The sequence below is a fragment of the Metabacillus flavus genome (genome assembly GCF_018283675.1).
Classification (GTDB): Bacteria; Bacillota; Bacilli; order Bacillales; family Bacillaceae; genus Metabacillus_B; species Metabacillus_B flavus.
In genome coordinates, this window is the sequence record NZ_JAGVRK010000001.1 from 585,231 (window position 1) to 600,553 (window position 15,323).

Genomic DNA, 15,323 nt, shown 5'->3' on the forward strand with positions numbered 1-15,323 from the left:
GCATATTGGAGAAAAAGGATAAGATAAGAAAAAAGGAGGAATCGACCATGAATTTTAAAATGACGGAAAAAGGATTTGCATCGGATGTAGAGTTCGGGAATCTGCAGGTTTCAGGAGATGAGCAGCATGGTTTCAGGCCCTATCAGCTGATGATGGCATCCATAGCCGTATGCAGCGGAGGAGTGCTGCGGAAGATCCTGGAGAAGAAGCGGCTTAAAATTGAGGATATCCAGATTGAAGCGAACGCAGAAAGAAACGAAGCAGAAGCGAATAGGATTGAGAAGATCCACGTCCACTTTACGATTAAAGGGAAGAACCTGAAGGAGGACGCCATGACAAAAGCGATGGAGCTTACCCGTAAAAACTGTTCGATGGTCCGATCTGTGGAGGACAGCATTGAGATTAAGGAAACGTTTGAAATCGTTGAGTAGAAGAACGGTTTAATGTGGGACCGTTCTTTTTTTGGGTATTAACCAAACTGTTCAAGGCTAAATTGAAAAAGAACGGTCAAAGATGACCGTCCTCCTCAATCCATAGTAAGTGTTTCCGGATCTTCGCCGGCTTTTGAGAAATAGCAGAATTTTTCAGGTTCGAGCTTTAACAGCATAAAATCAGGGTCATCAGGGCTTTTGATCCAATCCTTTAGCTTCTCGTTCCAAAACTTTTCTTTGAGTGAAGAGGACTCTTCAACCGATGCATTTGCTTCAACCTCTGCGTACTCATCCCGGAAGCCTTTTCCTTCAAGCCCGAGCAATAGATGAACAGACGGATTTTCACGGATGTCCTCCGCTTTATGGGCTTTTTTGCTTGTAGCTGTGTAAAGGGTTAAACCATCATGGAAAAATAGCATAAAACGGGAGTATGGCTTGCCATTCCGAACCGTTGCCATCGATCCGATCTGATGGTTATCGAGCAGTTTAATAATTTTTTCTTCGAGCTGAGCAGACATTTTTTCATTCCTCCTTGCTTTCAAGGTTAATTTGCAACAAAAGCGGGGAAACATACATGAGGGTCAGCATTTGGAAATACATATTAACGAAAATAGAAAGTAAGGTGACGGTATGGTAAATCGTATATTTCTTATTGCAGTAATAGCTGGAATTCCGCTGTCCGTTCTTGGCAGTTTGCTCCACTGGCCTTCATTGATCATGTTCGCCGTCTATTGTTTGACGATCATAGCTCTTGCTGGCTATATGGGAAGAGCGACTGAAAGCCTGGCCATAGTAGCTGGTCCGAGAATTGGGGGGCTATTAAATGCGACATTCGGGAACGCAGTTGAGCTGATCATCTCAATATTTGCCCTGCAGGCAGGTTTAAACGGAGTCGTTCTCGCTTCACTAACTGGTTCCGTTATTGGAAACCTTCTTCTCGTTGGAGGGCTCTCATTCCTTGTAGGCGGACTAAAGTATAAGAGGCAGGAGTTCAACGTCTACGATGCGAGACACAACTCAGGGCTGCTGATTTTCTCAATCATTGTCGCCTTCGTTATTCCGGAGGTTTTCTCAATGGACATGGATGAGGGCAAAACTTTGACGTTCAGTGTCGGGATTTCCATCATTCTGATTTTACTTTATCTTTTTGCTCTGTTCTTCAAACTGGTGACACACCGCGGGGTGTATAGGCATAAAACAGACGAACAGGGTGAACACGAGGAACCGGAGTGGAGTGCGAAGAAAGCGACCATCGTCCTTCTTCTTGCAACCATCGCTGTTGCTTATGTTTCTGAAAATCTCGTGCACACATTTGAAGAAGTAGGAGAAACGCTAGGCTGGAGCGAGCTGTTTATCGGGATCATCATCGTTGCCATCGTCGGGAATGCAGCGGAGCACGCATCCGCAATTGTTATGGCTTATAAAAACAAGATGAACGTTGCCGTGGAAATTGCCGTAGGATCCACGCTTCAAATCGCCATGTTTGTAGCGCCGCTGCTTGTCTTGCTTTCACTTATGTTTGAAAATAGCTTAACACTTGTCTTTACGATGCCAGAGCTCATTTCTATGGTTACAGCCGTCTTTTTAACGATTATCCTGACTAATGACGGGGATACAAACTGGTTTGAAGGAGCGACCCTTCTCGCCGCGTACTTCATTATGGGGATTGGGTTTTACTTGTTATAAGGATGAGAGAACTCCTGGGTTTGGGAGTTCTCTTTTTTTAATACACAAGTCCAAATGTTCTTTATAAAAAAGCGCTGTTAAACTTAGCTGTTGGTTGCAGCTAGCAGGCGTTCGCTTTCCGCGGGGCGGGCTGCTTGAGCCTCCTCGCCGCTTTGCGCCTGGGGTCTCACCTGTCCCGCTGCTCCCGCAGGGTCTCACGCCTTCCGCTCCAATCAACAAACAGGTGTCAAAAAATCAACACCATGCTTTAACATAGCCTATAAAAAAAGCGGCTGACTCGATTTAGAGTCAGCCAAAAATTTTTAGGACGAAACCACAATCACACTTTAGGTTGCTTACTAACATCATATAATTTTAGATTAAATTTGTAAATATTCAGAAAAATTTTTTTTGAAAGAGGGCGACGCTTGTCCTCTTTAAATGCTTGTCATGATAAATAGATAAGAAGAGATGGTAAACAGCAGCCCCATAATTAAAACGTATACCGCAGGTGCATTTTTCCTGAACTGCAGGATGAGCATCGTCATAAAAGCAATAGCCAGCAGACCGAATAATAAACTGGATCCTCCGAATGCAAATCCAATCTCTGAGTCAGGCGAAAACAGCTTAAATAATGGGGAAATCCCATCGCTCGCTTTCGTAACCTCAATATTATGCGGCGGCTCCTGCTGCCCGAGGAGTCCCGTAACAGGAAATACGATCAGCAGAAACAGGCTCTCTGTTTTCGTCCATCTGCGAGGATCCCCATCGCTTCCCCTCTGAAGCCGTCTCTTCATATAAAAACCATTCAAAAATCCAAATACGAGAACCGGAATAACGATTAAATGTTTAATCAGTAAATACTGTCCGTAATTGAGTGCCCAAGTTTGCGGGTATTCAGCGACATTCATAAGCAGCGTCATCAGGAGAAATCCTGTGAAAATAACAAGGACAACCAGAATCATCGCTACTGGGTTAAACCATTTTAAGAAGGACAGCCAATTTCGGCTGTTTTTTGAGAACCAGCTGACCTGCAGCAAAATTCCGATCCATACACTCATCGTCAAAAAGTGAATGGCATGGTACAGGATCCCGTATCCGCTCAGTGAAGCGGTATGGCTGTTAACACTAATTGAAAAGATAAGAGAAATCACGAAAAATAAAGAAATGGTCCGATACTGGACATCATCAAAAATCGGTGCAAATGTAATAAATAAATAAAACATGATGATTAGGACAAGCGCTAGCGCCCACATCTGTCCAATCTGAAAATCCTTGATCACCTGAACAATCGCTCCGAAAAATCCTTTCGTTTCATAAAAGCGGGAAGCAAGCTCGAGCACAGGAGAAAATGAAAAAACAGCGACTCCAAGCGTCGCGAGCTGCATCCAGCGTTTCGGCACATGAATGTCCGGTTTCTTGGCTTCTGGTATGTAAGACATAAAGAGGGCGCCTATCAGAATGGAAAAGCTGAGATACAGCCCAACTTCAGAAAGCATAATCCAAACCATATTAGCGACGGCCTTTTCTTAACGAAAAAAAGATCGCAGCAACTGCAGCAATGGCAAGGATGGATCCGATGATGACCATGGTGCTGTCATTGGAAGGTGTTTCAGAGGCTGTTTTTTCTTTTGCAGCCGTTTCTTCTTTTTTCTCAGCAGCAGGCTCTTTCTTTTTGTCTTCGGCAGGTGGCTGTTCTTCCTGGACAGGGGCTGGAACGTTTAATGTAAACTCCAGGGAATCCTTGATCACATGGCCGTCTGCTCCAACAATATCCCAGCTAACCGTATAAGATCCGTTCTCCAACTGTTCCGGCAGCTGCCCGGTAAGTGTGCTGCCGTTGATCTGCACTTGTTCGACAGGAACCTCTGTCTTCCTGTCCTTCAGCACTTTAAATGTACTGGACTCCTCAACCTCTGTATTAAACGTAAGCTGAATCTCATCCAGTTTTTCCGTCACCGTCGAGCCCTTCTCTGGATTTGAGCTTTCCAATGTAGAATGTGCCAGAGCCCCGGTCTGATGAAAGGTGAATAAGGTAAAAAGAAAAAGAACGATGATTTTTTTCATAAAAAAGCTCCTTTCAGGTCACTGTTTATTTTACCAATATTTCGTGTCAAAACATGCATAAAGTGTGTTGAATTGTTGAAAATCATCATTTTTTTGCGGAAGATGGATAATCCGCTCAACCCCTGAAAAAACTATGAGAAAAGAAGCTGGAAGGGGACCCACCCATGAAAATGAAACGAATCACCATTTGTGTAGCTGTGCTATTATCCGTTTGTTTTTCAAGCATCTACATGACGGAAGCGAAAACGAAAATCCCATCATCTGTACTGGACATATCCAAGGAAAATACGTATCCTAATCCGGCGCAGAACCTTCCATATCTGCAGCCGAGCGAGCTTGCAAGAGAGCTTTCCGAATCCTCAACCGTTCCAATTGAAAATCCGAATCTCATCAAGCAGCTGAATGAAACAACGATTTCCGATTCGCCGCTTGCAGTCGGATACCGTGCGACCATCTACCTTGGCCGATGGGCACTGAACTATGAATCCAGTGAAACAACGCCACACTGGGAATACCAGCGCATCAACTCGAACCTGTCCGACAACCGCGGAGGAAAAGCAGCCGCCCAAATCCATTACAAGCAAAACGACCAGAAAAAAATTAGAGGCGGCCTTACCTCTGAAGTCCCAATGGTCGAAGACGTGAAAAACATGATGCTGCTGAAAGCCATGAAGAAAACCAACCTGCCGCTCTCCTTCGAAACCATCATTGGATCCGGCACCAAAAAAGATCAAATCTACAACGTACCCGTTAAAAAAATGGGCTACCTATACGCATACGCACCGGCCATCAGCGAAAAAGGGAAAGTGACATACGGGGAAGTGTACCTGGAGCTCAAAGGAAACAAGCGAAAAATCAACGTAAAAAACATCACCTCACAGGGAATCGGCGCATGGATTCCGGTTCAAGATCACCTATCCTTTGGATACATGGTCTCGGATCGCCCGAGGTAATCAGTGGGAGGACACCGTTCAGGGGGCTGGACGGTGTTTTTTTGTGTGGTGAGGAGGCGGATTTACGGGCGGAAACGTGTCGATAGCGGGCAGGAGTTTGTCGATAGCGGGCAGGATTTTGTCGATAGCGGGCAGGATTTTGTCGATAGCGGGCAGAAACGTGTCGATAACGGGCAAAAGCGTGTCGATAACGGGCAAAACGGGGGATTGGGGGGGTTATGGGGGAGGGCGGATTTCGTATAGTACGGTGCGATCATCGATAACGGGCGAAAATTTGTCGATAACGGGCAAGAGTTTGTCGATAACGGGCAAAAGCGTGTCGATAACAGGCGAAAACTTGTCGATAGCGGGCAAAACTAGGAATTGGCGGTTCAATGGGAAGGGCGGATGTCGGATAGCAATCCGATCTTATGAGCCCCACCAAACAAAAAAACTGCAAAGCCCCCAGGCTTTACAGTTTGGCTTTCTTCATCGTGAAATCTTCATTTGCATAGTAGCTGTTTTTCACCAGAATATTCGGGCCGAGGCATTGTACGCTCGGGCAGTGGCAGCTTAATGACTTGGCGATTGCTGAACCAGACCACTTTTCATAGGCGCTTTGAAGAGTTGATGTCTGAATGTTGCCGAGTGGCGGAGTATCGCCGAAGTCCGTTACAATGACTTCTCCCGTGAAAATATTGACGTTCAAGCGGGACCGGCCATCCGGGTCATTCCGGACCGTTACGTTTTTTGAAGCACGCAGTCTCCTCATCAGCTCCAAATCCTCTTCAGAATCACTGCATGCATAAAACGGCAAGGTGCCGAACAGCATCCACACCTCTTCATTCCGGACGTCCAGCAGTTTGTGAATCGCTTGGCGAGTTTCTTCTAATGAAAGGGTTTCGAGTGCGCTCGCAAAGTCACTTGGGTACATAGGGTGTACCTCATGCCTTTGACACAGCATTTCCTCTGTAATCTGCTTGTGGATTTTTTCAAGATGTGGGAGTGTGCGCTTATTCAGCATTGTCTCCGCGGACACGGTTACACCTGCAGCGACAAGCGCACGGCTGTTTTCCACCATCCGGTCAAAATATTTCGCGCGCTGCTCAAAGGTCGGCTTTTTCTCCATCATCGCGAAGCCGCCTTCCGCAAAGTCCTCCATCGTACCCCAGTTATGGGAGATGTGCAGAACATCCAGATAAGGAATGATTTTCTCATACCTTGCCAGATCAAGCGTCAGGTTTGAATTGATCTGCGTCCGGACACCGCGCTCATGCGCATATTTCAAAAGCGGCACAACATAGTTGTTCACCGATTTCATTGACATCATCGGCTCGCCGCCCGTAATGCTGAACGACCGCAAATTTGGAATTTCATTCAAACGGCGGATCAGCAGGTCTAAAGGAAGCGCGTTCGGATCCTTCGGAGTCAGCGTATAGCCGACCGCACAATGCTCACATCTCATATTACAGAGAGTGGTTGTAGTAAATTCAACGTTCGTCAAGGTAGGCTTTCCATATTGTTCTATGTCCATATAAGCTTCCCACGGGTCGTAGGAAGGGGTAATAGGGGGTAAACTGTGAGTAGTGCTCATCGAAAAAAACTCCTTTAATAGACGTACATGTAGATAAAATCACAAAGTCCATCTTATCACGAAACCTTGTATTCGTGCAGTTGTCAATTCCCGAGAAATCCGCTACCATGAAAACGGTGAAAGGAGTGAATGCAAAAATGGGAAACGCCGCAAAAGATAAAGACTCACAAATAGACTATTTAAAAAACCGCCTGAATATGTTCATGGAGGTCATCGATTCTATGGATCCTGAATCAACGGATCTTGAAGATGTGGACCGCCTGATTCAGATGCTTGATGATTTGGAAGGTAAGTTTGACCGGTTTAAAAAGGATTGGGATCAGGAAGAAGAGTGAGGAGATCATCTGCGGGTGGTCTTTTTTTATGTAATCTTCTTTGAGGCTGTATATGGAGATTCGCAAATATACATACCAAGAAATCGGTGCAGATTTGATTGCTCTTGATGTAATGAATCGAACACGCTCCCTAACTCCAGGAAGTACTGGAGCTGGAGGAGCAGATGAAGAAAGAATTGATAGGACAATCTTTAGAAGGACCTGAGAAGGTTCTTTTTTTATAAGTTAATAAATTTTATAACCGTTGTGATTGGAAACCATATAACGAGCGGAAGGAGCCACAAAATGGCTGCTCTTGAGTAGCGGCTGTACAGCCAAAGGATAAACAAGCTTTCAATTATACCAATCACATCCCCAATAAAGATAGCTAATACGCTTTGATTAGCTGCAGCGGTATTTGGAAAAAAGGAAATAATGGATAATAGAAAAAAAGCGAAAACGACCATTGCCCCTCTTATATCCTCTTTGCCTCTTTGAAGCCAGACAAGCCATGTAGCTATGCCCCAAGTAGGGATTACAATCAGCCAGGCAATCCAAAAAAATGAATCTCCAGGGGCTGTATGAAGGTTTTCATTTGGAGGAGCATAGGCAAATCCAATTAAAGCTGCTGTCATGACAACAATTAATGTTCCGATCGAAAAGAGTATTCCCATCCATTTTTCTCGCTTCGTCAGTGTTTTAAGCATTTTTTCATCCCCTAATATACTATTTGGTATTTAGATACTTTTTGGTATCTAATAATCATATGGTATATTAATACTTAATAGTATGTCAATGAAAATTGGGAGGTCTTTACATGGTAAAACGATTAACCATGGAAGAAAAGCGCCGCCAAACGACCGAAAATTTGCTGGATGCTGCCGAGAAAATTTTTGCAAATAAAGGATTCGGCGGTGCTTCTGTAGATGAAATAGCAGAGGAGGCTGGCTATTCCAAAGGCGCGGTTTATTCAAACTTTACAAATAAAGAAAACCTATTTCTGGCCTTGTACGATCGAAGAGTTCAAAAACAGGGACAAGACTGGGAACAGGTTTTTTCAGGAATGATGAATTCTTTCGAACGATCCGAAAAGGTAAATGACTTGCTTCAGATGCAGGCTGATTCAGAAAAAGCACGACAATGGAACATGCTGATGATGGAATTTACTTTATTTGCAATGAGAAATGAAGGAATTAAAGAAAAATTTGTAAACTGTTATACAACCATCTTTTCTTCTATGAAAAAAGCGCTTGAATCTCATTTCCTGAAACAAGGACAAGAAGTGTCCTCAAATGAGTTAGATGACATCGTTCTTTCTTTATTTAGCCTTGAATCAGGGTTGAATGTGATTGAATCCATTGCCCCAGAACTGGTTTCCAATGGTTTTAGAATAAGAAATTACTCGAAATTTTTATAAATTGGATTCCAAGAGTCGCCTTACCAGGGGATAAAGAGGAGAAACACAGATGGGGAAAATAAGACGGATTATTTATTGGACATGGATGCTGGTTTCCATATTCATTTCACTAGCGGTTTGCAAGCTGACCATACCTGTCAGAAGCGACTATTTTCCAGATGCGGTGGACTATCTTTGCAGTCTTTTATTTCTGATTGGAGCTGCGATTTGCTGGAGCACGATTGTTTATGGAGCGGGAAACTATGTAAAGTCAGAAATCAACAAGGTCTTTTGGGGCTGCTCTTGTTTGCCCTGCTTGTCACTACATACGCTTACTTTTTCAGAGGGATGTATTCCCGGCCGACATATATTTTGCTGCCGTTTACCGGAACCCTTGTGATTGGATTTTTACACTACGGATTTACCTGCCTTGTAAATAGAAAACGAGCAAAGGGGAAAACAAAATGGAAATTCTAGAAATCAGCCAGCGTCCTGAACTTTTTGAAAAGGCTCTTCAAGTCTTCTGGGGAGAATGGGGAAGCGAAGAGAACCGTGCGTTTTACGAAGACTGCATGAAGCATTCGTGTAAAACCGATTCCGATCTTCCGAGGTTTTATATCGGACTCCAAAACGATGAAATCATCGGTACATACGCTTTGCTAAGAAATGACATAAACAGCCGTCAGGATTTGTATCCATGGCTTGCCTGTCTGTATGTGGATCCTGCTTACCGGGGGAAGGAACTCGGCAGGGAGCTTCTTGAGCATGGGCTGCAGGAAGCTTCTGAGAAAGGGTACAAGACACTTTACTTAACAACTGATATAGACGGCTATTATGAGAAATACGGGTGGACCCATTCGGGAGAGGCATATGGACCTGGCGGGGGATCGATTAAGGTTTATGCAAAAAAAGCGGTTAAAGAAAATTCTTCAGCCGATAAACGGGGTTCCCTTCGATCCCAAATTCGGCCTTTTACAGAGCAAGACCTCCCAATCATTCTTTCACACTCTTCTCAGGCAATGAGCGACGGAACTCTTGGTGAAGCCCGCCCGTCCGATGAAAAAGCGGGCTTGCTTGTTCAGTCACTCTTGGATAAAGGGTGCCGGTATTTAGTTGCTGAGGATGGAGATGTCTTTCAGGGATGGGTTTTGATTGGAGGGGGCAAGGATTCGCTTGCAGATCGAACGTATGGATTTATCTATGAACTCTATGTGCTTGAACCCCTCAGGGGAAATGGGCTTGGCAGGAAACTGATGGAAGAGGCTATTGCCCATCTTAAATTGGAAGGTCATACAGAAGTTCGATTGAGCGTATTTGCAGGGAATCAGGCGATACAGCTTTATAAAAAGATGGGATTTACGAATCGCACGTTATCGATGACTTGCAGCCTCAAGTAGTCAGTAACTACAGCAATCATGAAATACCTCCATTCAGCGGGGGTATTTTTTCTATTGATTATTATCGTTTCATATTATATTATCAAAAGTGATAATGGTAAGAGGTGAATGCCGTAATGAATCAAACATCTAAAGCGAAACTCCTTCTGCATCCGGTCAGAATGAAAATTGCGCAGGCTTTAATTAATGGGAGAGAGCTGTCTGCCCAGCAGCTTTCAGAACGGATTGACGGAGTTCCTCCTGCCACCTTGTACCGGCATATCAACAAGCTTTTAGAAGCGGAAATTATTGAAGTTGTTCAGGAAAATCCGATCCGTGGAACAGTGGAAAAGATTTATGCGCTAAAACAGACCGGGGCTGCGACGCCGGAGGATCTTGAGAAGATTTCGAAGGAAGAACATCTGGATTTATTCGCCGCGTTTACGAATCAGTTAGCCGGCATGTATGAAGACTATTTAAATCAGGAAGCATTTAATCTGATAGAGGATGGAGTCGGGTACCGGCTAGCGAGTGTTCATTTAACGGATGAAGAGTTTATTGAACTGATGGGGAAAATGGCCAGTCTGATGGTGGAAGCCATGGAGAAACAGCCGTCACCAGAACGGAGAACGAGGCATATTGCAACGATCACAATTCCTGATCCAGAAAAATAAAGGCAGAGGAGGCGGCTATATTGTCCAATATTATTGAAGTTGCAGGAGCGGCGAAATCATTTGGAAAAGAGTCCGTGCTGAAAAGTGTGGATTTCACCGTGAAAAAGGGTGAAATTCTTGGCCTGCTTGGACCGAACGGGGCAGGGAAGACGACTCTGATCCGGATTCTGAACGGGGTCATCACTCCAGATCAGGGAACGATACGGGTTGCTGGTTTTGACCCTGTAACAGAGGGCGATGAGATCAGGAAAATATCAGGCATTGTGACGGAAAACGCCGGTTTGTATCACGAGATGAGCGGTCTGGATAATTTGAAATTTTTCGCGGAGCTTTACAAGGTCCAGGATAAGAGTGAGATTGACCGGCTGCTGAAGCTGTTTGATATGGAGGAGTATCAGCATCGACCGGCTGGAACGTACAGTACGGGGATGAAGAAGAGGCTGGCCCTTGCGAAGGCGCTCCTTCATAAGCCGGAAATTTTGTTCCTGGATGAACCAACGAACGGACTCGACCCCGACGGGATCAACCTCGTTCTCTCCTACCTGAAAAAATACAACGAAGAAACAGGCACGACGATTATCATCTGCTCACACGTTTTGCATCAGCTGGAGACCATCTGTGATTCCTTTGCCTTTATGGAAAATCATACGATTGCAGAACAAGGTTCTTTATCGGAACTGACGGAGAAATATATAACCGAGCTATCGGTCGTGATTGAGACGGATTGGCCGGGAAGGAACGGAATGGACATCGTTAAAGATGGGTTTCTCCGCTGCCGGGTAAAATCAAAAAGGGAGATTTCCTCTCTTCTGAAGGAAATCCTACAAACCCATTCCGTCTATTCTGTCAGCATCGAAAACATCTCCGTTGAAACCATCTACTTTAAAATAAGGGAGGCCCATCATGGATAAGACCGTCATCGCAGCGATATTTAAGAAAGACATCACTCAGCTGATCCGGACGAAAAATCTGTTTATTACCCTCATCGTCATCCCGCTGATTTTCAGCACGGTTTTTCCAATCGTTATGTCCTGCTTCGTCCTGTTTGCCGACGTGGGAAGCATGATGGACCCCGCGATGCTTCAGCTCATTGATAAAATGCTGGTCGGGCTTCAAGCTGGTGTAATGCCGGAACTGAATCAGAAATTTTTCTACATCTTCACGAATTATCTGTATCCGTCTTTATTTTTACTCATCCCGATCATCACGTCCTCGGTCATCGCCGCCAACAGCTTTGCCGGAGAAAAGGAGCGCAGGACACTGGAAAGCCTCCTGTTTTCACCGATCACCATTAAAGAGCTTTTTGCAGGGAAAGTGCTAGCTTCCTTTATTCCATCGGTTGCCGTTTCGCTCATCAGCTTCATCATAAGCGGCATCATCATCAATGTGACCGGCTTCCTCCTGTTTGAAAAACTAATTTTCCCGTCAGGCAAATGGCTTGTGCTGATCCTTTGTCTGTCCCCGCTTGTCATGATCATGACAATTCTATTAAACGTCATCATTTCAGCAAAGGTGAAAACCTATCAGGAAGCACAAAATATCGGCGGAATCATTGTTCTTCCCGTAATCGGGATGCTCGTCGGGCAGCTAAGCGGCCTTTTCCTGCTTGGAATTGAGCTGATGCTGATGATCTCGGCTGCTGTCCTGCTGCTTAATGTTTTTCTGTTTTACTGGATTATGAAGTTTAATAATCGGAATTCGCTGTTTGAGAATCAGATAGGATGAGATAACATGGGGCTTATTCATTGGGAATAAGCCTTTTTGGTGATAATCTCTCCCTATCTCTTTGTTTCCTATAAATTAACACCTCTTGTATGATATATATAAATAAAAGAGTGAGATTGACAGGGGGCAAAAAAATGAAATTCGAATTCCTTGGCACAGGCGGGGCGATGACGATCCCGAGGCCTCTATGCCGATGTGCGGTTTGTGAGGAAGCAAGAGAGATTGGCGTCCCTTACAGCCGTTCCGGTCCGAGTCTTTTTGTACACGGGCTCAATCTATTATTCGATACGCCGGAAGACATTTATTTTCAGATTAACCGGTCCTCCATTCAATCGATTGAGGGGGTGTTTTATTCCCATTGGCATCCGGATCATGTGATGGGGAGACGGATTGTCGAGTCGCTGAATGCGGATTGGAGAAATCATCCCCCAAGCCACACGAAAACAAAGGTGTATTTGCCGAAGCAGGTAGCCGTGGATTTTCAGCGCTTCCTTGGCAGCGGGGATCACTTTGCGTTTTTCGAGCAGCAGGGATTTGTGGATCTTCGTGAATTAAAAGACGGCGATTCAGTGTGGGTAAAGGACACGATCATTACACCGTTCCGGCTGGCGGAAGACTATGTGTATGCCTTTTTACTTGAGAATTCCGAGCAAAAAGTCGTTATCGCTATGGATGAAACAAATAACTGGAAACCGGGTTCAGAGGTAAAGGGTGCCGACCTTGCCATCTTGCCGGCGGGCATTTTCGAGACGCATCCGCTAACCGGAGAACGATTGGTTCAAGCCGATCATCCTCTGTTAAAAGAGGAATGTACCTTTACAGAAACCATTGAAATCATAAAAGTACTTCAGGCTAAAAAAACCATGCTGACCCATATAGAAGAAATCAGCGGTTTGAGCCATGACGACCTGAAAGAGGTTGAAAAATTACTGGCGGCAGAGGGATTGAATGTAGAATTTGCATACGATACTCTCATCGTTCATACCGATCATCAATAAAAGAAAGCAGGCATGAGTTTGAGTGATCTATTTGATCTTGCAGCGGAGTTTCTTGAACTATTAATCGATTTTTTTCCAACGAAGAAAAATAGGGAGTTTAAAAGAAAATTCAAAGAGCTAAAAAAAATGAATTGGTTCAAACATAAATATGGCTCTGGCTTCATTACGTTAAATGACAGCTTTAGAGATTACATTTTGACACTCGATATGAAGCTTATTCATGTGGATGATGATTATATCATTAAGACAAAAACCGAACTTGATCAGCTTTTGAAACGTGAAAGATTGTGAATCATGTATCCCCTTACAATTCCAAAAATGAAGGAGTATAATAAATTTAGAGATTACCATACATAAGCACAAAGGGGAGAGTACGGTTGGAGAAATTTTATGAGAGCATGGTTGAGCTGATTGTGGAAACATCCACACGCCTTCCAAGGGATGTAAGAAGAGCGATTCAAAAAGCAAAATTAGGTGAAAACGCAGGGACGCGCGCAGCGATGTCGCTAAACACTATTACCGATAATATCGCAATGGCGGACGAAAATGTATCACCGATCTGCCAGGATACAGGCCTTCCAACCTTTAAGTTGAAGGTGCCGGTTGGCGCGAATCAGATCAAAATGAAGGAAGCGATCAAGCGGGCGATTGCGGAGGCGACGAAGACGGGGAAGCTCCGTCCGAACTCTGTAGACTCCTTAACAGGCGGCAATACAGGCGACAATCTTGGAGACGGGACACCGGTCATCAAGTTCGAGCAGTGGGAAAATGACTACATTGACGCGCGCCTCATCCTGAAGGGCGGCGGCTGTGAGAACAAAAATATCCAGTACAGCCTGCCTTGCGAGCTGGACGGGCTTGGCCGCGCAGGACGTGACCTGGACGGGATCCGCAAATGTGTGATGCACTCGGTTTACCAGGCTCAAGGCCAGGGCTGCAGTGCCGGATTTATCGGCGTCGGCATCGGAGGCGACCGGACGAGCGGGTATGAGCTTGCGAAGGAGCAGCTGTTCCGGAGCAATGAGGACGTCAACCCGATTCCTGAGCTTCGGGAGCTTGAAGAGTATGTACTGGAAAACGCCAATAAGCTTGGGATCGGCACGATGGGCTTCGGCGGCGAAACGACGCTGCTTGGGTGCAAGGCCGGCGCCATCAACCGCATTCCAGCGAGCTTCTTCGTTTCCGTTGCTTACAACTGCTGGGCCTTCAGACGCCTTGGCATGAAAATCAATCCTGAGACCGGCGAGATTGAGGAATGGCTGTATCAGGAAGGCGAAGAAATCGATTTTGCAAAAGAGGTAGCGGCCGCTGCAGAGGAGATCACTCCGGCTGAAGAAATTATTCTGGAAGCACCGATTACGGAAGAAAAAATCCGTTCCCTTAAAGTAGGGGACGTCGTGAAAATCATCGGCATGATGTACACAGGCCGCGACGCGATTCACAAGTACCTGTCCGAAAACGATGCACCAATCGATTTGAACGGCCAAATCATTTACCACTGCGGACCAGTAATGCTGAAGGACGAAAACGAGAAATGGCACGTAAAAGCAGCGGGGCCAACGACAAGCATCCGTGAGGAGCCTTACCAGGGTGACATCATGAAACGCTTCGGAATCCGTGCCGTCATCGGAAAAGGCGGAATGGGCGCCAAAACGCTGAAGGCACTTGAAGAGCACGGCGGCGTCTACCTAAACGCCATCGGAGGAGCAGCCCAGTATTACGCAGACTGCATCAAATCTGTAGAAGGCGTCGACCTTATGCAATTCGGAATTCCGGAAGCGATGTGGCACCTGAAGGTTCAAGACTTCAAAGCCGTAGTCACGATGGATTCCCATGGAAACAGCCTTCATAAAGACGTAGAACAGAGCTCACTTGAGAGATTGGCGCAATTTAAAGAGCCGGTTTTTAAATAAAACGGGGGTTGCGGGGGCTTAATGGGCCTGAACGGCTCTGCTCGTGTTCCGAAAAACTGCTATCTAGCAGGATATCGGCGAAATTTATAATATATCTACTTTCTGGGATATCGGCGAAAATTCCAATATATCAACGAAAACCATGATTTATCGATTTTTCGCAGAATTCGACAGAACTCAAATCCCATATCACAAGACAAAGGCAAGGATGCAGACGCATTCTTGCCTTTTATACAAG

General features: G+C 45.2%; 18 protein-coding genes. 13 read left to right on the forward strand and 5 right to left on the reverse strand.

Going from position 1 to position 15,323, the window contains the following annotated elements:
• Positions 1-47: 47 nt before the first annotated feature.
• Positions 48-431: an OsmC family protein gene (locus J9317_RS03095; protein WP_211556429.1), complete on the forward strand. Its 384-nt coding sequence runs from the start codon at positions 48-50 to the stop codon at positions 429-431.
• A gap of 95 nt (positions 432-526) precedes the next feature.
• Here the strand turns inward: J9317_RS03095 and J9317_RS03100 are convergent, their stop codons facing one another.
• Positions 527-949, reverse strand: coding sequence for a pyridoxamine 5'-phosphate oxidase family protein (locus J9317_RS03100; protein ID WP_211556430.1), 423 nt, complete (start codon positions 947-949; stop codon positions 527-529).
• A gap of 112 nt (positions 950-1,061) precedes the next feature.
• Between J9317_RS03100 and cax the strand changes: the two genes are divergently transcribed.
• The gene (gene cax / locus J9317_RS03105; RefSeq protein ID WP_211556431.1) at positions 1,062-2,117 is read left to right on the forward strand and encodes a calcium/proton exchanger; all 1,056 of its coding nucleotides are present in this window, start codon (positions 1,062-1,064) and stop codon (positions 2,115-2,117) included.
• A gap of 416 nt (positions 2,118-2,533) precedes the next feature.
• On the opposite strand, the gene J9317_RS03110 is transcribed toward cax, so the two are convergent.
• Together J9317_RS03110 and J9317_RS03115 are read right to left on the reverse strand one after the other, a co-directional pair.
• Positions 2,534-3,538: a copper resistance D family protein gene (locus J9317_RS03110; protein WP_211556432.1), complete on the reverse strand. Its 1,005-nt coding sequence runs from the start codon at positions 3,536-3,538 to the stop codon at positions 2,534-2,536.
• Between the two features lie 70 nt (positions 3,539-3,608).
• Complete coding sequence (locus J9317_RS03115; protein WP_211556433.1) at positions 3,609-4,163, reverse strand: copper resistance CopC family protein; 555 nt, start codon at positions 4,161-4,163, stop codon at positions 3,609-3,611.
• 164 nt (positions 4,164-4,327) lie between these two features.
• Here J9317_RS03115 and J9317_RS03120 point away from each other — a divergent pair, with 164 nt between their 5' ends.
• On the forward strand, positions 4,328-5,116 hold the full coding sequence (locus J9317_RS03120; protein WP_211556434.1) for a YfkD famly protein: 789 nt from the start codon (positions 4,328-4,330) through the stop codon (positions 5,114-5,116).
• 451 nt (positions 5,117-5,567) lie between these two features.
• Here J9317_RS03120 and yfkAB read toward each other — a convergent pair whose 3' ends face one another.
• Entirely contained in the window at positions 5,568-6,689 is a 1,122-nt protein-coding gene (gene yfkAB / locus J9317_RS03125) for a radical SAM/CxCxxxxC motif protein YfkAB (protein WP_211556435.1), read from the reverse strand.
• Positions 6,690-6,826: 137 nt separating this feature from the next.
• Here yfkAB and J9317_RS03130 point away from each other — a divergent pair, with 137 nt between their 5' ends.
• Together J9317_RS03130 and J9317_RS03135 are read left to right on the forward strand one after the other, a co-directional pair.
• Positions 6,827-7,024 carry an SE1561 family protein gene (locus J9317_RS03130; protein WP_035407202.1) on the forward strand — a complete coding sequence of 66 codons (198 nt, stop codon included), beginning with the start codon at positions 6,827-6,829 and terminating at the stop codon, positions 7,022-7,024.
• 52 nt (positions 7,025-7,076) lie between these two features.
• Positions 7,077-7,229: a hypothetical protein gene (locus tag J9317_RS03135; RefSeq protein WP_211556436.1), complete on the forward strand. Its 153-nt coding sequence runs from the start codon at positions 7,077-7,079 to the stop codon at positions 7,227-7,229.
• Positions 7,230-7,242: 13 nt separating this feature from the next.
• Here J9317_RS03135 and J9317_RS03140 read toward each other — a convergent pair whose 3' ends face one another.
• Complete coding sequence (locus J9317_RS03140) at positions 7,243-7,710, reverse strand: tryptophan-rich sensory protein (protein WP_211556437.1); 468 nt, start codon at positions 7,708-7,710, stop codon at positions 7,243-7,245.
• Positions 7,711-7,820: 110 nt separating this feature from the next.
• On the opposite strand from J9317_RS03140, the gene J9317_RS03145 reads away from it, so the two are divergent.
• The 8 genes from J9317_RS03145 to J9317_RS03185 all read left to right on the forward strand — a co-directional run bounded on the left by J9317_RS03145 (position 7,821) and on the right by J9317_RS03185 (position 15,085).
• The gene (locus J9317_RS03145; protein ID WP_211556438.1) at positions 7,821-8,420 is read left to right on the forward strand and encodes a TetR/AcrR family transcriptional regulator; all 600 of its coding nucleotides are present in this window, start codon (positions 7,821-7,823) and stop codon (positions 8,418-8,420) included.
• 443 nt (positions 8,421-8,863) lie between these two features.
• Entirely contained in the window at positions 8,864-9,796 is a 933-nt protein-coding gene (locus J9317_RS20975) for a GNAT family N-acetyltransferase (protein ID WP_431190666.1), read from the forward strand.
• Between the two features lie 116 nt (positions 9,797-9,912).
• The gene (locus tag J9317_RS03160; RefSeq protein ID WP_211556439.1) at positions 9,913-10,449 is read left to right on the forward strand and encodes a helix-turn-helix domain-containing protein; all 537 of its coding nucleotides are present in this window, start codon (positions 9,913-9,915) and stop codon (positions 10,447-10,449) included.
• 20 nt (positions 10,450-10,469) lie between these two features.
• Positions 10,470-11,360, forward strand: a complete 891-nt coding sequence (locus J9317_RS03165; protein WP_211556440.1) for an ABC transporter ATP-binding protein — start codon at positions 10,470-10,472, stop codon at positions 11,358-11,360.
• On the forward strand, positions 11,353-12,174 hold the full coding sequence (locus J9317_RS03170) for an ABC transporter permease subunit (protein WP_211556441.1): 822 nt from the start codon (positions 11,353-11,355) through the stop codon (positions 12,172-12,174). The genes J9317_RS03165 and J9317_RS03170 overlap by 8 nt, the downstream gene beginning before the upstream one ends.
• Before the next feature lie 134 nt (positions 12,175-12,308).
• Entirely contained in the window at positions 12,309-13,172 is an 864-nt protein-coding gene (locus J9317_RS03175) for an MBL fold metallo-hydrolase (protein WP_211556442.1), read from the forward strand.
• Between the two features lie 18 nt (positions 13,173-13,190).
• Positions 13,191-13,463, forward strand: coding sequence for a hypothetical protein (locus J9317_RS03180; RefSeq protein WP_211556443.1), 273 nt, complete (start codon positions 13,191-13,193; stop codon positions 13,461-13,463).
• A gap of 86 nt (positions 13,464-13,549) precedes the next feature.
• On the forward strand, positions 13,550-15,085 hold the full coding sequence (locus J9317_RS03185; RefSeq protein ID WP_211556444.1) for a fumarate hydratase: 1,536 nt from the start codon (positions 13,550-13,552) through the stop codon (positions 15,083-15,085).
• Positions 15,086-15,323: the final 238 nt, after the last annotated feature.